Origin of the sequence: Fictibacillus halophilus, from assembly GCF_042680145.1 — a bacterium.
In the GTDB taxonomy this organism is placed as follows: Bacteria; Bacillota; Bacilli; order Bacillales; family Fictibacillaceae; genus Fictibacillus; species Fictibacillus halophilus_A.
In genome coordinates this window covers 2,147,817-2,168,026 of the sequence record NZ_JBHTNQ010000001.1, presented here as the reverse complement: position 1 = coordinate 2,168,026, position 20,210 = coordinate 2,147,817, and the positions used below count along the sequence as shown (strand labels likewise).

The following is a 20,210-nucleotide window of genomic DNA, read 5'->3' as shown; positions in this document are numbered from 1 at the left end:
CGTACGTTTCACTTATAAGTGTCTCACCTGCCCGCCTGTCCCGCAGGAGTCTCGCACCTTCCCCTTCAACCAACTTTTCAATGAAGAACTTCAAAACCTCTTTGTAGCAATAATCTTCTAGAAAAGAGCCTTTTTGAAAGGAAAAATCTGTTGCTCTTGAAAGTTGTTGATTTTAGGTCCATGTACTCGCTTTCCTCGGGGCGAGCGTTGAGCCTCCTTCGCGCTTTGTGGCCATAGGAGTCTCACCCTGAAAGAAAGTTTGTGTGCTCCTGCGTCTGCATGGATATCCTGACGAAGCGTGTTCCTCGTCGCATGCCTTGCAAGTAGTATATTCAAGTGGCAGGCACGCAGGAGTCTCGCACCTTGCACTCCAATCAACTATTCAGCGATGATAACGCCTTCTAAAGCAACAAGGATTAAGAAAACAGATTTTGTGAATGTAAAAAATATGTAAAGAAAATGTTAAGCAAGTGTGAAAATTTAGCGATTTTTGTACACACTAACAAAAACATAGTATGATAAATTTGTAAAAGTCGCTATAAAGGTGGGAATTTGAATGAGCCAAAAGTTACTCGTTGTAGAAGATGAAATTTCAATTTCAACATTGTTGCAATTCAATCTAGAACAAGCAGGATTTCAAGTAGTAACAGCTATGGATGGCAAAAACGGACTAGAAAAAGCAGAAAGCGAAATTCCTGACCTGATCATATTAGATCTAATGCTTCCAGAAATGGACGGGCTGGAAGTCTGCAAAGAGCTGCGCTCAAAAAAATTAAACATTCCAATTCTTATGCTGACGGCTAAAGATGATGAATTTGATAAAGTGCTGGGTCTTGAATTAGGCGCTGATGACTATATGACAAAACCTTTCAGTCCAAGAGAAGTAGTTGCACGAGTGAAGGCGATTCTCCGCCGGACTGCAGCAGCGGAACCTAGTGCAGAAAAACATATAAAAGATGAAGTGGAACATCTTCAAATTGGAGAGGTAGATATTTACCCTGAAAATTATGAAGCTTATTTTAAAGATAAAGCGCTGGAATTAACACCAAAAGAATTTGAATTGCTGGTGTACCTTGCGAGACATAAAGGGCGCGTTCTTTCGAGGGAACAGCTTTTGTCAGCTGTCTGGAACTATGATTTTGTCGGAGATACTAGGATTGTTGATGTTCATATCAGCCATCTTCGGGAGAAAATTGAGACGAATACTAGAAAGCCGATCTATATTAAAACAATTAGAGGACTAGGATATAAATTAGAGGAGCCTCAATAATGAACGAATTTAAAAACCGGGTACTTACGTTTTTTTTACTCGGGATTTTACTGGTTTTTATACTCCTGGCACTCATTATGGGCAATATTGTTCATCACAGTGTTAAAGAAAAAAGAATGCAGTTTTATGCTGGAGAGTTAGGGTTAATTGAACAAGTCTTAAATACAGAAGAAGAGCCTTCAACAATTAAAAACCTATTAAGATATGCTTCAAAGGATTTAAATGGAGACATTTATGTTTTGGATTCGAACTGGAACGTTAAATATACTTCGGATGGAAATAGTCCTAGAAACATGTCGTCCTATTACCCGGAAAAGCAATCTTCAGATAATGAACTGGTTCAAAAAAATGAGAGCGGAAAAATTTATTATACGCTCGAGCGAAAGCAAAAAGAAAATACGGGCTATATACAGTTAGCTATTCCAGAAGGTGCAGCAGAAGCCGCTGAAAGATCCATCTGGATTATGATGTCTATTGGTTTTCTAATATGTTTTGTCATTATTCTATATGTATCAGTAAAGGTCATTCATAAAATTGTCCGCCCTGTTGAAGAAGCAACGCAAACTGCAAAAGAGCTCGCTAAAGGAAATTTTAAAGCTAGAACATATGAATATTACGGTGAAGATATTGGGGAACTGAACTATTCACTTAATGTTCTGGCACGTAATCTTGAAAAAATGACGAAGTCTCAGGAGTCTCAGCATGACAGGCTAATAACATTGATTGAAAATATGGGCAGCGGATTAATTTTGATTGATTCGAATGGATACATTAACCTGGTGAATAAAGCTTTCAAAGAATTATTTAAAGAGCACGCTGACTATTGGACAGGTCACCTGTTTTACGAAGTTTTCCCGCATGCTGAAATTAAAGATATCGTTAAAGAAACATATTTAACCGAAAGGAACGTCAAGAAGAATGTAGTCATCCCGATTCATATTGAGCGAAAACACTTTGATGTATACAGTGCTCCAGTCTTAGATGTGAAAGGTAAGCTTAGGGGCATAGTACTCGTATTTCACGATATAACTGAATTGAAGAAGCTTGAACAGGTCAGAAAAGATTTTGTTGCGAACGTATCCCATGAACTGAAAACCCCGATCACATCTTTAAAAGGTTTTGCGGAAACCCTTTTAGATGGAGCAGGAGAAAATGAAGAATTTCGCAATAAGTTTTTAACGATTATTTTGAATGAGAGTGACCGTCTTCAAGCTTTGATACAAGACTTGCTGGATCTTTCAAAAAGTGAGCAAGGATTCCACCTGGATGTGCAGAAAGTTAACCTGGAGGATTTGGTTAAAGAAACAATAGAGATATTGCTTCCAAAAGCAGAAAAGAAAAATATCACACTTTCAATATCCGTTTCTGGTAATCCAATGATGGATGGGGATGCCCCGCGTCTAAAGCAAATTATCATTAATCTCGTATCTAACAGTCTAAACTATACACCAGCAGATGGATCAGTATCTGTAAATGTAGAAGAAAAGAAAGAACAAGTGATGCTGACTGTTAAAGATACAGGAATAGGTATTAAAGAAAGTGAGATTCCCCGAATATTTGAACGATTCTATCGGGTTGATAAAGCAAGAAGCAGGAATTCTGGCGGAACAGGTTTAGGGCTTGCTATCGTAAAGCATCTAGTAGAAGCGCACCACGGGACAATTAAAGTAGAAAGCAAGATAGGAGAAGGTTCTCATTTTATTATACTCTTCCCAAAAAAGTTAGAGTTATAAGATTTACAATTCCTTTACACCGTTGTTTTCTTTAATTAATAGTTAAACCGTACTATAAAAGTATCCTTTTTCAGTACCCCCTTAGCGAGAGTCCTCCATGGATTCTCGCCTTTTTTTTGTAGATTGATAAGCGGCGAATTGACGAGTAATACCCAATCTTAAAGGCTGTTTTTCATTGTTGCTATTAAAAGATGTTGATTTCCTCTCCAGGTGCTCGCTTTCCGCGGGGCGTGCGGTGAGCCTCCTCTGCGCTTTGCACCGTTAGGAGTCTCACCTGTCCCGCTGCTCCCGCAGGAGTCTCGCACCTTCCGCTCCAATCAACTTTGCAGTGAAGTAAATAAAAAAACAATTCAAAATTTGTAGCTTAGAGCATTCGTGAAATCAATAAAGCTCTCCGAATGCTTACATACCGTTTCTTCTTTTTTGTTTCTTTTATCCGTCATGATACAATAGAAACTAGAGAAATGCCCTCAGGAGGTAACGGACTTGGGAAAAAATAAATTAGTTTTAGTAGATGGAAATAGTATTGCATATAGAGCTTTCTTTGCTTTGCCGCTGTTAAACAATGATAAAGGTGTTTATACAAATGCTGTTTATGGCTTTACACAAATGCTTCTTAAGATTTTAGAAGATGAAAAGCCCTCGCATATGCTTGTCGCTTTTGATGCGGGAAAAACGACTTTTCGCCATAAAACGTTCGGTGAATATAAAGGCGGCCGTCAAAAAACACCGCCTGAGCTTTCTGAGCAGTTCCCTTTTATCAGACAGCTGCTGGATGCATTTAAGATTAAAAGATATGAACTTGAGAATTATGAAGCGGATGATATCATCGGAACACTCGCGTCAAATGCCGCAGATGGCAACTGGGATGTAAAAGTATTTACGGGGGATAAAGATTTGCTTCAGCTCGTAACGCCAGATGTCGAAGTAGTTCTGACGAGAAAAGGTATAACTGAAGTAGAAGCTTATACTGTCGAACAAGTAAACGAGCGATATGGGATTACCCCACATCAAATTATCGATATGAAAGGTCTTATGGGCGATCCTTCCGATAATATTCCAGGTGTTCCGGGAGTAGGAGAAAAAACGGCTATTAAGCTCATTAAAGAATATGGCTCTGTAGAAAAAGTGTTGGATTCGATCGATCAGATTTCAGGGGCAAAATTAAAAGAACGGTTAACAGAAAATAAAGATCAGGCATTAATGAGTAAAGAGCTTGCAACGATTACAAAAGAAGCACCGATCGAGCTAGGATTAGAAGATACGAACTACGAAGGTTATGAAAATTCTTCTGTGTTTCCGTTGTTTAAAGAGCTCGGTTTTCAATCTCTGCTGGAACGCTTAGGCGGAGATGAAGAACTTCTTCCAGAGATCGAAAAAGAAGAATTGAATTTTCAAACGGTTTCTTCTATTGATGCTGAAATGCTGCAGAATCCATCCGCATTAATTGTAGAAACGCTGACTGAGGATTACCATAAAGCTGACATTCAAGGTTATGCGATAAGCAATGAGCACGGAACGTATTATATTTCATCAAGTCTAGCTGAAGCCTCAAATGAATTTAAAGAATGGCTTGAAGATGATGATCAAAAGAAGAGAATGTTTGATGCTAAAAGAGCTCACGTTGCTTTAAAAGGACAAGGGATTCAATTAAATGGCATCGAATTTGATATCCAGCTTGCTTCTTATCTTCTGAATCCGTCGGAGTCATTAGACGAAGTGGCTGATGTGGCTAAGCAGTATGGAAAGCTAAACGTTGACTCAAATGAGAAGATATATGGAAAAGGGGCAAAGAAAAAACTGCCCGAAGAAGATATTCTAGCAGAACACCTTAGCCGAAAAGCACATGCTATCTTCATTTTAACTGATGTATTAGCAGATAAATTAAAAGAAAATGAACAAAGCAACTTGTTCTATGATTTAGAGATGCCATTATCTTTGGTACTTGCGAAAATGGAAGAAATCGGTGTGAAGGTAAAAGCAGATACCCTGAGAGAAATGGGCACTGACTTAGAAGCACAGCTTTCTACGCTTGAAAAAGATATACATGAACTTGCAGGTGTTTCGTTCAATATTAATTCACCAAAACAGCTCGGGGAGATTCTTTTTGAAAAATTAAATCTGCCTGCAGTTAAAAAAACAAAAACAGGTTATTCTACCTCCGTTGATGTTTTAGAAAAATTAGAAGGCAAACATGAGATTATCAATAAAATTTTAATATACCGCCAGTTAGGTAAACTAAGATCAACTTATATTGAAGGCTTGTTAAAAGTTGTTCATGAAGATACAGGGAGAATTCATACTCGTTTTAATCAAGTGCTTGCTCAGACAGGACGCCTTAGTTCGATCGATCCGAACCTGCAGAACATACCAATTCGTCTGGAAGCAGGGAGAAAAATCAGACATGCTTTTGTACCATCTCAGCCTGGATGGAAAATACTAGCTGCAGATTACTCTCAGATCGAGCTTCGTGTACTGGCCCATATATCCCAGGATGAAAATCTGATGGAGGCTTTCCAAAGCGAGATGGATGTTCATACAAAAACAGCCATGGATGTTTTTCATGTCAACCAGGATGAAGTGACATCTGAAATGCGAAGACATGCGAAAGCTGTTAACTTTGGTATCGTTTATGGAATCAGTGATTATGGTTTATCTCAAAGCTTAGGGATAACTAGAAAAGAAGCTGGTGAATTTATTAAGTCCTATCTGGAGAGCTTCCCGGGTGTACAGCAATATATGAAGGATAGTATTGCTGAAGCTAAACAAAACGGATACGTTTCTACATTGCTTCATCGACGCCGCTACCTGCCGGAGATCAACAGCAGAAATTTCAATTTACGCAGTTTTGCTGAGCGGACTGCCATGAATACTCCTATTCAAGGCACAGCAGCCGATATTATAAAGAAAGCAATGGTTGATATGGACAACCGTCTCAGTGACGAAAAACTCGAAGCAAAAATGCTGTTAACTGTTCATGATGAATTAATTTTTGAAGCGCCAGAACAAGAGATTGAAAAGCTGAAGAAAATTGTCTGTGAAGTGATGGAACAGGCTGTTCAACTCGATGTGCCTCTTAAAGTTGATGTAAGCTGGGGCGATTCGTGGTATGAAGCGAAATAAATAATAAGACAGCATCCCCGTGCTATGGGGTGCTGTTTTTCATAGTAAAGTGTGGTGAAACTCGTGCCTGAATTACCTGAAGTAGAAAATGTGAAAAATACACTCAATAAATTTTTACCTGGGAAAGTCATTGAGGAAGTAAAAATTTATTGGAATAATATCATCAAGCATCCTATAACTGAAGAATTTGCTGTAAGGCTTAAAGGTCAGAGTTTTGAAGAAGTATACCGGAGAGGGAAGTTTTTAATTTTTCATCTAAATGAGGATTCTCTTGTTTCTCACCTGAGAATGGAAGGCAAATATGGGCTGTTCAACAAGGAAGAACAAGCTGACAAGCATACTCATGTTATCTTTTCTTTTACGGATGGAACTGAACTCAGATATAGAGACGTCCGTAAATTCGGTACAATGCATCTATATCCTAAAGGTACAGAAGAAAATCACCTTCCGCTAAGCTCATTAGGTGTTGAGCCGCTATCAGATTCCCTTACAGCGGGACTGATGAAAAAGTTATTCTCCAAGACAAAACGCAGCATTAAAGCGGTGCTCCTTGATCAGACATTCATTGCAGGTCTCGGAAATATCTATGTTGATGAAGTATTATTTAAAGCGAAAATTCATCCTGAAACACCCGCTAATGAATTATCTATACACAAGTTAAAAAAATTAAAGAATGCAATTACTGATATTTTAGCTGAAGCGGTAAAACATGGTGGAAGTACGATCCGTTCCTATACGAATTCGATGGGTGAAGCTGGAGGCTTTCAGCTGAAATTGTTTGTGTATGGAAGAAAGAGTGAGCCTTGCCGTATCTGCGGGAATGAGATTGAGCGCATGGTTGTAGCAGGAAGAGGCACTCACATTTGTAAGAACTGTCAAAAATAAACCAAATTTATACTCCTTTCATATACTGCTTTTACCGTTAACTGAAAGGAGTACAGGGACATGGTGGCTTACTCATTTGTATTACTGGCACTGGCCGTCAGCCTGGACAGTTTTGGAGCCGGATTAACGTATGGAATGAAGTCCATTAAAATTCCTTTTCGCTCCATATTAATCATCGCAATATGTTCAGCTGTTACCTTTTTATTTTCAATGTTCCTCGGATTTACCTTAGAACAGTTTATTACTCAAAAAACAGGTGAAGTGTTAGGCGGCTTAATTCTTCTTGGAATCGGAATCTACTCTCTTTGGCAGGTTTTTTTACCAGAGAAAGAAAACATCGAAACAGAACCAAAAAATTTAGTGCTATTTGAAATAAAATCATTAGGAATCGTCATTCATATTTTGAAAAAACCAGTCATGGCTGATATAGATAAATCTGGTTCCATTACTGGCTGGGAAGCAGTTCTGCTGGGAATAGCTTTGTCGCTTGATGCTTTTGGAGCAGGAATTGGAGCTGCGTTAATTGATCTTTCGCCTCTTTTGACCACAGTGTCAATTGCAGTTATGAGTGCTCTGTTCTTATGGGGCGGTATGGCATTAGGGTTATATTTTTTTAATAAAACGAATTGGATGAAACGGTTATCAGTTCTACCAGGTATTTTACTGATTGTAATGGGTTTATTAAGAATGTAACAGGAGGAAAACCATTGATTATTGGATTAACAGGCGGAATCGCAACCGGGAAATCTACAGCCAGTCTTATCTTAAGCGAACAAGGAATACCTGTCATCGACGCTGATATTATTGCAAGGGAAGTAGTAATGCCTGGAAAAGACGCTTACGAAAAAATAGTCGCTTTTTTTGGAGATGACGTTCTTCTTTCTGACAAGACCTTAAACAGGGCAAAACTAGGGGAAATTATATTTAATAACTCTGAGAAACGGCTAAAGCTGAATGAAATCGTGCATCCTGCTGTGCGGTCAGAAATGAAAAAACAAGCTGAACTGCATTTGAGCGACGGCAATCCTTTAGTAATCATGGATATCCCTTTATTATTTGAAAGTAAACTTACTCACATGGTAGATGAAACATGGCTAATTTATACTCATCCAGACATACAGCTTAAGCGTTTGATGGAGCGGGATGGGTATACAGAGGAACAAGCTGAGTCAAGAATAAAGTCTCAGATGCCGATCGAAGAGAAAAAGAAATTGGCTGATGTTGTAATTGAAAATAATAATACAAAAGCAGATTTAGAACAAAAATTACTTAAACAACTTCATGAAGTTAAAAAAACAGACTCTATTAAATAGAGCTGTTTTTTAATTTGCTCTTTTCTAAAGGCTGTTTTCGTAAACATTGCTGCTCTTGTAAGTGGTTAATTTCCGCTGCAGGATGCTCGCTTTCCGCGGGCGTGCGGTGAGCCCTGTGAAGATATATGAAGTTCTGCTCCTGCGTCTACAAGAAAATCCTACCGTAGTAAGCTTCCTCGTCGCATGCCTTGCGAGAAGAATAGTCAGGTAGCAGGCACGCTGCTCCCGCAGGAGTCTCGCACCTTCCGCTCCAATTACCTTGTCAATGAAGAGGAGTAACAAAATACTCAAAAGCTAAAATCTTTTAGAAGATCGTTGCCTGGAGTGGAAATCAACAATTTCTAATAGCAGCAACGTTTAATTACAATAAATGCCCCTTTTTTGCCTAATTTCAATAAAAGTATGTTCTTTTGGAGGGTTATTATGATATACTAATTGCAGATAGAAACCTTAAAGAGTATAACACATTGGAAGGAGCAGCTTCATGAAAGCAAAAATTGCAATTAATGGCTTGGGGAGAATCGGAAGAATGGTCTTCCGCAAAATGATGGAGAATGACGATTTCGAGGTTGTAGCTGTTAATGCCAGCTATCCAGCAGAAACACTTGCTCATATGGTTAAATACGATTCCATACATGGGACTTTTCCAGGAGATGTTGTAGCTGCAGAAGATGCCCTTTTTGTTAATGGAAAAAAAGTTGTTTTAGTGAATTCCCGTGACCCTCGTGAGTTGCCTTGGGGTAATCTCGGAATTGATATCGTAATTGAAGCAACAGGTAAATTTGTATCTCAGGAAACTGCAGGACTTCATATTGAAGCCGGTGCTAAAAAGGTAATTATTACAGCTCCAGGCAAGAATGAAGATATTACGATTGTTATGGGCGTAAATGACAGCGATTACATTCCGTCAGAACATCATATTATTTCAAATGCTTCTTGTACTACAAACTGTCTTGCACCTGTTATAAAAGTGCTTGACGACCAGTTTGGTGTTCAATCCGGTATGATGACAACGGTTCATGCATATACAAATGATCAAAAAAATATTGATAACCCGCACAAGGACCTAAGACGTGCCCGTGCCTGCGGAACATCCATTATTCCTACTTCAACAGGAGCAGCTAAAGCAATTGCTAAAGTTCTTCCACATCTAGAAGGCAAACTAAATGGAATGGCACTTAGAGTTCCAACACCAAATGTATCTTTAGTTGATGTGGTTGTAGAATTGAAGACTCCTGTTTCAAAAGACCAAGTGAATCATGCATTCCAATCAGCAGCAGAGGGATCAATGAAAGGCGTATTAGGGTATAGTGATCTGCCTTTAGTATCAATTGATTATAACGGAAATGAAAACTCTTCTATTGTTGATGGTCTATCGACTATGGTGATGGATGGAAATAAAGTCAAGGTATTGGCTTGGTATGACAATGAGTGGGGCTATTCTTGCCGAGTTGTTGATTTGGCGAAACATGTAGCATTTGCACTTAACAGCAAAGTGCCAGTAGAGAAAAACGCTTCCGTTTCATAAAGATGAATGAAGGATAAATATAACGAGCCGGGAAAATTCCCGGCTTCTTTATGTTTAATACGGATATGCTTTTTTGTTGAAAAAAACTATTAAAAAAATTTACCCAGAATTATTGCAAATCAATTTTAAAAGAAGTATACTATGTTTCGTGAACTTCAAATAAAGCAAATTAAGGCATTGAATGCTACTTAAAGGGTTAGGACCTCTCTGGACTAACTTGCCCCCGTGGTAGATGTTCGATACCGCATGCTTGAAGGCATGATTATTTTTAAAAGGGGGACTATGCTAATGGATACAATGGGAAGACACGTAATTGCTGAGTTATGGGGTTGTGATTCTGAAAAATTAAATGACATGAAGTTTATTGAAGAGACTTTCGTAGATGCTGCATTGAAAGCAGGTGCAGAAATTCGTGAGGTTGCTTTTCATAAATTTGCTCCGCACGGTGTAAGTGGAGTAGTCATTATTTCTGAATCTCATCTAACTATTCACAGTTTTCCTGAGCATGGTTATGCAAGTATTGATGTTTATACGTGTGGAGATCGAATTGATCCTAACGTAGCTGCTGATTACATTTCAGAAGCATTAGGCGCTAAAAAACGTGAAAATCTGGAAGTTCCACGCGGAATGGGTCCGATTGCCGTTGCCAAATCAAAAGTTACAGCTCAATAATTAAAAAACAGAATGTAAGCGAGGTGTGAAATTTCACACCTCTTTTTTATTTCTTATGAAATAGGGAATAATACGTTACAAATTATGGCGTTTTGGAGGTTTATTATGTTTAGAAAGCTTCAAAATCTAATGGAAAATCACGCGGAAACGAGTGAACAGCATGTGGACGAAAGACTTCGAACCCATTACTTTAAAGCTAACAAGACGGAAGTGATGAAAGTTATAAAACAAATCTTGGATGAAGACACGAACTTTACAAAGCTTGGATTTTCTGAGGAAAGGGGAGAAGCGACATTTGAAGTAAGACAGCCCAAAGTTGCATTTGTTGTGGTCAGTGTAGTAACAGTAAGACATAATCATACAGCAGTAGATCTAAATGTTTCAACAGAGTCTGCTCTTCCTTTTAATTTTGGAAATAATCAGCGCCTGATTACTAGCATATATGAGATTTTAAAACAAAGACTCCCGTTTTTGGGGACATCTATGGCTGAAAATTTATAGGAATAGCTTGTCACAAACCTCCCTTTTCTTTAAGATAGATATAGAATAGAAAATTTTTTGGGGATGATTACAATGAGGTGTCCTTCTTGCCAGCATAATGGAACAAAAGTGCTTGATTCCAGACCTGTTCATAGCGGCCGGTCTATTCGCCGAAGACGGGAATGTGAAGATTGCAGCTATAGATTTACTACATTTGAAACGGTAGAACAAACACCGCTTATCATTGTTAAAAAGGGCGGAGAGAGAGAAGAATTTAGCCGCGAAAAGATTCTTAGAGGGCTTATTAAAGCTTGTGAAAAAAGACCTGTCCCCTTAGAAACACTTGAAAATATAGTGGATAATATCGAAAAAGAACTGAGAAACAGCGGAGCGTCCGAGATTTCCAGTACAGCAGTTGGAGAACAGGTAATGGAACATCTTTCAAAAACTGATGAGGTGGCATATGTAAGATTCGCCTCTGTTTATCGCCAATTTAAAGATATTAATGTATTCATACAAGAACTAAAAGAACTGATTAACAAAGATGAGCGTTAAAGCTTCAGTTGAACAGCTATAACGCTCTTTTATTTTCGTAATAGTGCAACTTTGGCTGACGGACAAATGAAACGTCAGCCAAGTTTCTTTCATAGTTAAGAGAATTTTATGTATATAAAGGGTGAAGACGATGACGGTACATTTTCAGGAAGTAGTGCCCGTTGATACTTATTCCGTCCAGAGCAAAGGCGTATTGAATGAGATAGATCAAAACGTACTGACTTTGCTCTATCAGCCATTAATAGGAGCATTTGCACACAGCTTATATTTGACTTTATGGTGCGAAGCTAAAATGAACCATCAATCAAAAAAGCATCAGCATCTCATGAATCTAACGCAATTTTCTTTAAAAGATATTTTATCAGGGAGAAAAAAGCTAGAAGCGATTGGATTATTAAAAACGCTGAAAAAAGATGGTGAGAGCTCCCGGGAATATATATATGATCTGCAGCTGCCGCTTTCTCCAAAAGCTTTTTTCACAGATGGATTTCTCAGCATCTATTTATTCAACCGTCTTGGACAAACAAAGTTTAATGAGATAAGGGAATCATTTTTAATTCCGCAAGCAGATTCATCTGGTTTTACTGAAGTAACAGCTTCGTTTAGCGATGTTTTCACTTCTTTGCATCCTTCTGAAATGACATCAAAAAGTTATTCTGAGATCAATGAGAATGTTGTTTCCGAAAATGTATCTCTTTTAGAAAAAGGAGTGCAGGGTAAAGTTACCTTTGGTGAGACAGACTTTGATTTTGAAGCAATGGTTAATCAAATCTCTACTTTTGTAGTGCCTAAAGAAGTTTTAACTCCTAAACTAAAAGAATCGATCTATAAACTAGCATATATCTATCAGCTTGAACCAATGGATATGAGCAGACAAATACAAAACGTTTATTATTCAACAGGAGAAATCAATGTTGAAAATCTGCGCAGAGAGATTCAAAAATGGTATCGTTTTGAACACGAAGAAGGTCTGCCTGTGTTAGCATTAAGAACACAGCCCGTTCACCTTAAAGCACTTCAAGGGATGGAACCAAAATCAAAAGAAGAAGAACTTATTAAATACTTTGAAGAAGTATCACCGTTTCGTCTATTAGAAGATTATAGCGGAACAACACCTTCTGAAGTTGATTTGAAGCTTGTTGCCTATTGTTTGCTTGATCAAAATTTAACACCGGGTGTTACGAATGTTCTATTGGATTATGTTTTGTCTGGTAATGATATGAAACTTGCAAAGGGTCTAATAGAACGAATAGCATCACATTGGGCGCGAAAAAAAGTACAGACGGTGCCAGAAGCAATGGCGCTTGCGCGGGATGAAAAAAGAAAATCAAAAGAGTGGCAAGAAAAGAAGACATCAAAATCTAAGTTTTATAATGGAAATCAAAAGCCAAATGTGTCTGTTCCAGATTGGCTGAAGCCAGAAACAAATTTGGCAAAAGAGGATGAGAGCAGCTCTTCAAACGAAGATGAAAATCGAAAATGGCTTGAAAGCTTGTTAAATAATTCGAAATAAGGGGGGATTAACGTGGAATCAATAAAGGAATCTGTTAAGCAAATGCCGGGATTTGAAAAATTTCAGGAAAAATACGAATTAATGAAACAACAAGTCCTTACAGATCCAAAAGTGATGCGTTTTTTAAGAGAAAACCCTGATATTTCAGATACCCATGCAGATAAATTATTATCTAGTTTCTATACTTTTAAAAATGAACAGCAGGCATGCAGCAATTGTCCTGGCTTAGATAGATGCCCTAATTTGATGCAAGGTTATAGATCTGAACTTACAAGAGTGAGACAGACTGTAGAATTACGATACAAGCCTTGCGAACTGAAGTTACATGATGAACATAAAAAATCGATGGCCTCGCTCATAAAGAGTTATTTTATACCGAAAGAGATACTTGGTGCTACATTTGACCGACTTTATAAACATAGCATTGATGATACAAGACGAAATGCGATTTCTAAAGCGTATGAATTCGTACAGATGGCAGGGACCAACCAGCCGGTAAAAGGCATTTATTTTTATGGAAAGTTTGGTGTGGGAAAAACATATCTTCTTGGGGCAATCGCGAATGGACTGGCTGAAAAAGGAATTCATTCACTGATGGTTCATACACCGGAATTCTTACGAGAGATGAAGCAATCTCTCTCTGATGGAAGTTTTGATACGAAAATGGAGCTCTTAAAAACTGTTCCAGTACTGATGCTTGATGATATCGGAGCCGAGAACATGACAAACTGGGTTCGTGATGAGATTATTGGAGTCATCCTTCAGTATAGAATGATGGAAAAGCTTCCAACTCTTTATACGTCAAATTGTGATTATGACATGCTGCAGCAGCATTTATCATACTCGCAAAAGGGCGGACTTGATGAAGTTAAAGCTCTAAGAATTATGGAACGTATTAAGCACTTAAGTTCTCCTGTTTTCATGGGCGGCAATAAAAATTTCAGAGAAGAATTCTAATAGACTTCTGTCCGTTATGCGGGCAGAGGTCTTTTTTCACTGTTTTTCTTTTTCTTTCTCGTACAAAGCTGTCTCTTCTATCAAAATATGATAGGATAAGTACATAAGAAATTCGATTCGGAGGTTGCCGATGAGTATTGAATCAATTTTACAAAAAGCATTAGATGGTGAACGTTTATCTGTAGAAGATGCCGTTAAACTATATGAAAGTGATGAAGTGGAGCGAATGGGAGAAGTTGCTGACATCATTATGAAAAGATGGCACCCAGAACCTGTCACTACTTTTGTGATCGGACGCAACGTTAATTACACTAATTTTTGTGATACATATTGCAGATTTTGTGCCTTTTACCGTCCTCCTGGAAGTGAAGAAGGATATGTACTTGATGATGAAGTGATTTTTCAAAAGATCCAGGAAACAGTTGATGTTGGCGGTACAGAAATTTTAATGCAAGGCGGGACGAATCCAAACCTGCCGTTTAGCTATTATACAGATTTATTGAGAGAGATAAAAAAGCGTTTTGATATTACCATGCATTCTTTCTCACCAGCTGAAGTCTGGAAGATGGTTGAAGTATCTGGATTATCACTAGAAGAAGTTCTTCGTGAATTAAAAGAAGCGGGTCTTGACTCACTTCCTGGCGGAGGAGCAGAGATTCTTGATGATCGTACGCGCAAAAAGATCAGCAGACTAAAAGGTTCATGGACAGAGTGGATTGAATGTATGAAAACAGCTAAAAAAGTTGGTTTGCATTCAACTGCTACGATGGTAATCGGATTTGGGGAAACTTTTGAAGAAAGAGCACTTCATTTACAAAGAGTCCGTGATGCTCAGGATGAAACGAATTGTTTCCTAGCTTTCATTTCGTGGACTTTCCAGCCGGATAATACAAATATGAAAGCAGAGAAAACAACACCAAGAGAATATCTGAAGAACGTAGCCATTTCACGCATTTTCTTAGATAACATTCCAAACTTCCAATCCTCATGGGTAACGATGGGACCAGAAGTCGGTAAAAAATCTCTTCATTACGGCTGCAACGACTTTGGAAGCACGATGATGGAGGAGAATGTTGTTTCTGCTGCTGGAACTACACATAAAGTAAATACAAACTTAACGTTGCGTCTTATTCGTGAAGCAGGTAAAATTCCTGCTCAGAGAAATACGAAATATGAAGTTCTTCGTGTTTTCCAAGATGAAGAAAATGCAGAAAAAGATTTTGTTATGCAAAACTAATTCAAGAACACCTGACACTGTATTTTAAAACAAGAGTCAGGTGTTTTTTATTTGGCTAATTTCTAAAAGATTGTTGCTTTTGAACATTATTTGTTGAGTAGACTTCTTTGACTAGTTGATTGGAGAGAGAGCATCCTGGAACGGAAATCAACATCTACAAAAGCAACATTGTTTACGAAAACAAATTTGTATTTTTTACCTTTTCTAAGAGTTTGTGGTTTTGTATAAACTTCCATGAAGTGCATTGGAGTTATTGATTACTCTCTGTGACAGAGTTTACAAAAAAGCATATTCAATACCGTTATGACATTTGTCACAGCGGTATTTTTTTATTGCGCTTATTCTTTAAGTGTGAAACCTAAGGAGGAATGAAGATGCCGCAGCTGCAAAGTAAGACTAAAGAAAAAGTAAAGGTGAAAAAGGAAAAAGAATTGTTAGGAACTCTTCTTTCTGTTATGGGTGTTGGCTTGTTTATCGTTTTGTCATGGGCAGCAGTTTACTTGCTGTATCTATCTAGATAGGAGGTTTTGAAGATGCATATTCATAAATACGAGAAGATCTGGCTTTGGTCCGGAGCAGTGTGTTTAACAATCTTTTTATTAATTGTAGGTGTCTCCGCCTATGCTATGGGGAACCAGCCTCCAAGTCACATGGAAACAATCGATCCCCAAAAAGCAACGTTAACGGCACCATTCGATAAACCAGCTCTGACGAAGGTAGGGGATAAGGAATATGAAGCAGTCATGCTTGCTCAAGCTTTCACATTTACACCATCTAAAATGACTGTTCCGAAAGGTTCAACCGTTCATTTTAAAGTGACAAGTACTGATGTTGTCCACGGCTTTGAAATCCCTGCAACAAATGTCAACATGATGGTAACGCCAGGGTATGTGAGCAAAATTTCACATACATTTGATAAACCCGGCAAATATCTTATTTTATGTAATGAGTATTGTGGAGTTGGTCATCAAGTAATGGCGGTAACTTTGGAGGTGACGTCATGATTGATAAAAGAGATGCACAGTTAAGTCTTGGTTTTCTAAGTGTCAGTTTTATTGCACTATTTATTGGTGCCATAGCAGGTCTTTTGCAGACATTGGTTAGAAGCGGTACAATCGAGCTTCCGCTTTCTATCGGATATTATCAACTATTAACTGCTCATGGTGTTTTATTAGCACTTATTTTTACAACTTTTTTTATTGTTGGTTTTTTATATGCCGGAATAAGTAAAACTATGGGAGCATTTTATGATGTTCCGAGAAGAACAGCATGGCTTGGATTTGCCATGATGACTTTCGGAACAATATTGGCAACCATATTTATTCTGCTGAACAAAGCAACTGTACTTTATACGTTCTACGCTCCGCTGCAGGCATCACCATGGTTTTATGTAGCACTCGTTCATGTTGTGGTGGGAAGCTGGCTTTGCGCTTTCTCTATGTGGAATCAGTATTATATTTGGAAGAGAAGAACGAACAGCAAGCTGTCTCCTCTCTTTAGCTACATGGCTGTTATGACGATGGCTTTATGGTTTATCGCAACTTTAGGCGTTGCAGCAACAGTAATCCTTCAGTTCATCCCTTGGTCGATCGGCTGGGTAGATAAAATTGATATATTAATCAGCCGGACGCTGTTTTGGTATTTTGGACACCCGCTTGTGTATTTCTGGCTTCTTCCAGCTTATATGTGCTGGTACGTGGTAATCCCTAAAATTATTGGAGGGAAAATATTCAGTGATGCATTAGCAAGGCTTTCTTTTGTACTCTTTCTTTTATTCAGTATTCCTGTAGGCTTTCACCATCAGCTTTTAGAGCCTGGTATCTCGCATTCATGGAAGTTTTTCCAAGTAGTCCTTACGTTTATGGTAATTGTTCCTTCGTTAATGACTGCATTTTCAATGTTTGCCGTTTTTGAAACAGCAGGAAGAAAAAAAGGCGCTAAAGGTCTTTTTGGATGGTTTAAAGTTTTACCTTGGAAAGATGTACGTTTTTTTGCACCAATGATGGGAATGCTTATTTTTATTCCTGCAGGAGCGGGTGGAATCATTAACGCAAGCCATCAATTAAACCAGGTTATTCATAATACCTTATGGGTCACCGGACATTTTCATCTAACTGTTGCTTCAACAGTTGCTCTTACTTTTTTCGGAATCGCCTACTGGCTTGTTCCGTATCTGAGTGGGAGAACTTTAACACCGCAAATGAATAAACTTGGAATCATTCAAACAATCATGTGGACGGTAGGTATGGCTTTTATGTCCGGTGCAATGCATTTAGTAGGTTTGTTTGGAGCACCTCGCAGAACGGCCTATACGACTTACTCAGACCATCCTCAAGCCCTTGATTGGGTTCCTTATCAAGCAGCGATGGCAATCGGAGGAACGATCTTATTTATAGCAATCTTGCTCTTGATGTATATCATAGGTTATCTGGCTTTTAAAGCACCGAAAGGAGAAATGGATTTTCCAGTAGGAGAGGTGGAGGAGGAAGCGGTAGCTACTCCGGTAATATTAGAGAATTGGAAGCTCTGGGTAGGCATTTGTGCTGCGCTGATCTTAATAGCTTATACGATTCCTTTTTGGCATATGATAGATCATGCGCCGCCAGGATCACCTGGTTATAAGTTTTGGTAGAAAAAAGCTTGCAAACTTTTTCAAGTTTGCAAGCTTTTCTTTTTTTGTAATGGAAAATAAGTACAGTCTATATGATTAAAAAAATCTGCTATTCTATTACTATTCGTATTAATCGCTTCATCTAGAACATGAAGAACTCTTTTATCAAGTATACTGTATAAAAGATTCGGATTCTTCTTATCATATACTGCACATTGTGAATTGCTGTTTTCTTTAAGTGTCTTTATTTCCTTAAAAGTGTTAATACCGGGAAAAGGAAAAGCCTCGTGAAGAATCCAAACATCGTCAGAGATCGCTAGAGATAAAGCAGCATGCAGAGAAGATAGTGGATCCATTCCTTTGTAAAAAGGGGTTAGAATACGAACGGTATCTTTTACATAAGGCAAATAAACAGCAGGATGATCACTAACCACTATTATTTCTTTGAAATAGGGCTGAAGTTCGCTAATTAAGCTGACAACAGCTGATTTTTCATTTTTTGATAAAGTTTTAGTCTCACTGATTTCTGTTAGTATGACTGCGGCAGTCACTTTGATCCCTCCTTTTAAAAAAGAATAAAACAAATTTCCAAGTAAAGATGTATCAAAAATCACACATTGTTCACAGCTAGTGTGATTAAAATCACACTTAAATTTTTTATTGTGGATTATAATGGAAATATGAGAAGCGGGGAGGTTTTAAATATGGGTGCCTGCACACAGCAACAAAGTTTTTGTTCCTATCAAAATACAGATGTTTTTTCAAAAAACACTTTTCAATATTTAGAAAGTATTATGTATCCCAAGAAAGTGGAAATAGATCAATACTTATTTTTAGACAATGATACAGCAGACAAATTGTTTTATTTAAGAGAAGGCCAGATTAAAATTACGAAGGTGACAGAAGAGGGTAAGGAACTGGTTCTTTACATCTTTCAAGAAGGAGATTTAATCGGTGAACTGGGAATTTCTCCGGATTCACGCTATAACTATAGTGCAAAAGCGACAAGAGATTGTGATGTGGGTGTTATTCAGCAGCAGGATTTAGAAACAATCATCTGGCAGCATGGCGAAGTTGCTGTAGAATTCATGAAGTGGATGAGTAACATGCATGCTATTACACGTTCAAAGTTTAGAGATCTAATGCTTTATGGAAAAAAAGGAGCATTATGTTCAACGTTAATCAGACTGGCTAACTCTTATGGTAAAATGACTCCTTCAGGTATCACTTTATCACAGCATTTTACGAATACTGATTTAGCAGAACTTATAGGGACATCGCGTGAAACGGTTAACCGTATGTTAAGTCAGCTGAAAAAAGACGGTGTTGTGACTTTTGAAGCTGGAGGGAATATTAAGATTACAGATTTAGCTTATCTAAAAAATGCATGCAGCTGTGAGGACTGTCCTTTAGAAATCTGCAGAATATAAAGTTTTAACTGAGGTCCCAAACAATTGGGATCTTTTTCTTTTAAAATTATTATTTGAATTTTCCTTAAATTAAAAATTTTGTGTATAATATAAGAATATTTAGCATAAAGGGGGAAACGAAATAATGAATATGAAACAGAAATTAAAAATGGGTGTCATCGGGTTATCTGCAGTATTCCTGGCAGCCTGCGGAGCTGGTTCTGGGGATAAATTAACAATCGGAACAGATGCAGCATACGCCCCTTTTGAATCTTTGGATGGGGACAAGATTGTTGGTTTTGATGTGGATTTGCTTGAAGCGGTTATGAAAGAAGCTGGTCTCGAATATGAAATGAAAAACACAGGATGGGAGCCGCTATTTATTGCTCTTAAAAATGAAGAGGTTGATGCAGGAATATCTGCTATCACAATTAATGATGATAGAAAGAAAACCTATGACTTCTCATCACCTTATTTTGAATCTATTAATATGATCCTTGCAAAAGATGGTACTTCTATTACAAGTGCTAAGGATTTAGAAGGAAAAAAAGTAAGTGTTCAAAATGGTACTACAGGTCAGGAAGCGTTAGAAAAAATGTTTGGTAAGAGCGATAACATTAAGAAATTTGAGAATAACACTTTAGCTATTCAAGCTTTATTAAACGGGGAAGTTGAGGCAGTCGTTGCAGACAATGCAGTTGTTCAGGAATATGCAAAGAATAATCCTGATAAGAAGCTAGTCACAATTACTGACAAAGAGAATTTTGAAAGTGAGTACTATGGCATTATTTTTCCTAAAAAAGGCGAGCATCAAGAAGAAATTAACAAAGCTTTGAAAAAAGTAATTGAAAGTGGCAAGTATGCAGAAATCTATAAAACATGGTTTGGTGAAGAACCCAATGTAGATGCATTGAAACAATAAAC

General features: G+C 37.9%; 19 protein-coding genes. 18 read left to right on the top strand and 1 reads right to left on the bottom strand.

Annotated elements, in window-relative coordinates:
- Positions 1 to 556: 556 nt before the first annotated feature.
- The 16 genes from ACFQ4X_RS11165 (at position 557) to ACFQ4X_RS11090 (ending at position 17,898) form a co-directional block, all read left to right on the top strand.
- Positions 557 to 1,270: a winged helix-turn-helix domain-containing protein gene (locus tag ACFQ4X_RS11165; RefSeq protein WP_379835145.1), complete on the top strand. Its 714-nt coding sequence runs from the start codon at positions 557 to 559 to the stop codon at positions 1,268 to 1,270.
- Positions 1,270 to 3,003: a two-component system histidine kinase PnpS gene (gene pnpS / locus ACFQ4X_RS11160; protein ID WP_379835144.1), complete on the top strand. Its 1,734-nt coding sequence runs from the start codon at positions 1,270 to 1,272 to the stop codon at positions 3,001 to 3,003. Before ACFQ4X_RS11165 ends, pnpS begins: the two co-directional genes overlap by 1 nt.
- A gap of 486 nt (positions 3,004 to 3,489) precedes the next feature.
- Positions 3,490 to 6,126: a DNA polymerase I gene (gene polA / locus ACFQ4X_RS11155; RefSeq protein WP_379835142.1), complete on the top strand. Its 2,637-nt coding sequence runs from the start codon at positions 3,490 to 3,492 to the stop codon at positions 6,124 to 6,126.
- Between the two features lie 63 nt (positions 6,127 to 6,189).
- Positions 6,190 to 7,011: a DNA-formamidopyrimidine glycosylase gene (gene mutM, locus ACFQ4X_RS11150; protein WP_379835140.1), complete on the top strand. Its 822-nt coding sequence runs from the start codon at positions 6,190 to 6,192 to the stop codon at positions 7,009 to 7,011.
- A 60-nt stretch (positions 7,012 to 7,071) separates the two neighbouring features.
- Positions 7,072 to 7,704 (top strand): sporulation membrane protein YtaF, encoded by a 633-nt coding sequence (gene ytaF, locus ACFQ4X_RS11145; protein WP_379835139.1) that lies wholly within the window; start codon positions 7,072 to 7,074, stop codon positions 7,702 to 7,704.
- A gap of 14 nt (positions 7,705 to 7,718) precedes the next feature.
- Positions 7,719 to 8,324, top strand: coding sequence for a dephospho-CoA kinase (gene coaE / locus ACFQ4X_RS11140; protein ID WP_379835137.1), 606 nt, complete (start codon positions 7,719 to 7,721; stop codon positions 8,322 to 8,324).
- A 484-nt stretch (positions 8,325 to 8,808) separates the two neighbouring features.
- Positions 8,809 to 9,852, top strand: coding sequence for a glyceraldehyde-3-phosphate dehydrogenase (locus ACFQ4X_RS11135; protein WP_379835135.1), 1,044 nt, complete (start codon positions 8,809 to 8,811; stop codon positions 9,850 to 9,852).
- A 288-nt stretch (positions 9,853 to 10,140) separates the two neighbouring features.
- A complete protein-coding gene (gene speD / locus ACFQ4X_RS11130; RefSeq protein ID WP_066291566.1) occupies positions 10,141 to 10,524 on the top strand; it encodes an adenosylmethionine decarboxylase in 384 nt (127 codons plus the stop codon).
- Between the two features lie 105 nt (positions 10,525 to 10,629).
- Positions 10,630 to 11,025, top strand: coding sequence for a cytosolic protein (locus tag ACFQ4X_RS11125; RefSeq protein WP_379835133.1), 396 nt, complete (start codon positions 10,630 to 10,632; stop codon positions 11,023 to 11,025).
- A 72-nt stretch (positions 11,026 to 11,097) separates the two neighbouring features.
- Entirely contained in the window at positions 11,098 to 11,559 is a 462-nt protein-coding gene (gene nrdR, locus ACFQ4X_RS11120; RefSeq protein ID WP_066291564.1) for a transcriptional regulator NrdR, read from the top strand.
- A 130-nt stretch (positions 11,560 to 11,689) separates the two neighbouring features.
- Entirely contained in the window at positions 11,690 to 13,072 is a 1,383-nt protein-coding gene (locus ACFQ4X_RS11115; protein WP_379835131.1) for a replication initiation and membrane attachment family protein, read from the top strand.
- Between the two features lie 12 nt (positions 13,073 to 13,084).
- A complete protein-coding gene (dnaI, locus tag ACFQ4X_RS11110) occupies positions 13,085 to 14,029 on the top strand; it encodes a primosomal protein DnaI (RefSeq protein ID WP_379835129.1) in 945 nt (314 codons plus the stop codon).
- A 130-nt stretch (positions 14,030 to 14,159) separates the two neighbouring features.
- Positions 14,160 to 15,266: a cyclic dehypoxanthinyl futalosine synthase gene (mqnC, locus tag ACFQ4X_RS11105; protein ID WP_066291557.1), complete on the top strand. Its 1,107-nt coding sequence runs from the start codon at positions 14,160 to 14,162 to the stop codon at positions 15,264 to 15,266.
- Positions 15,267 to 15,640: 374 nt separating this feature from the next.
- A complete protein-coding gene (locus tag ACFQ4X_RS11100; RefSeq protein WP_379835127.1) occupies positions 15,641 to 15,787 on the top strand; it encodes a cytochrome c oxidase subunit 2A in 147 nt (48 codons plus the stop codon).
- Positions 15,788 to 15,799: 12 nt separating this feature from the next.
- Entirely contained in the window at positions 15,800 to 16,270 is a 471-nt protein-coding gene (locus ACFQ4X_RS11095) for a cytochrome c oxidase subunit II (RefSeq protein WP_379835125.1), read from the top strand.
- The gene (locus ACFQ4X_RS11090; RefSeq protein WP_379835123.1) at positions 16,267 to 17,898 is read left to right on the top strand and encodes a b(o/a)3-type cytochrome-c oxidase subunit 1; all 1,632 of its coding nucleotides are present in this window, start codon (positions 16,267 to 16,269) and stop codon (positions 17,896 to 17,898) included. Before ACFQ4X_RS11095 ends, ACFQ4X_RS11090 begins: the two co-directional genes overlap by 4 nt.
- A 20-nt stretch (positions 17,899 to 17,918) precedes the next feature.
- Here ACFQ4X_RS11090 and ACFQ4X_RS11085 read toward each other — a convergent pair whose 3' ends face one another.
- A complete protein-coding gene (locus ACFQ4X_RS11085) occupies positions 17,919 to 18,428 on the bottom strand; it encodes a hypothetical protein (protein WP_379835121.1) in 510 nt (169 codons plus the stop codon).
- 153 nt (positions 18,429 to 18,581) lie between these two features.
- Here ACFQ4X_RS11085 and ACFQ4X_RS11080 point away from each other — a divergent pair, with 153 nt between their 5' ends.
- Positions 18,582 to 19,307 (top strand): Crp/Fnr family transcriptional regulator, encoded by a 726-nt coding sequence (locus ACFQ4X_RS11080; protein ID WP_379835120.1) that lies wholly within the window; start codon positions 18,582 to 18,584, stop codon positions 19,305 to 19,307.
- A 130-nt stretch (positions 19,308 to 19,437) separates the two neighbouring features.
- Positions 19,438 to 20,208, top strand: a complete 771-nt coding sequence (locus ACFQ4X_RS11075; protein WP_379837144.1) for a basic amino acid ABC transporter substrate-binding protein — start codon at positions 19,438 to 19,440, stop codon at positions 20,206 to 20,208.
- The last annotated feature ends 2 nt before the right edge of the window (positions 20,209 to 20,210 follow it).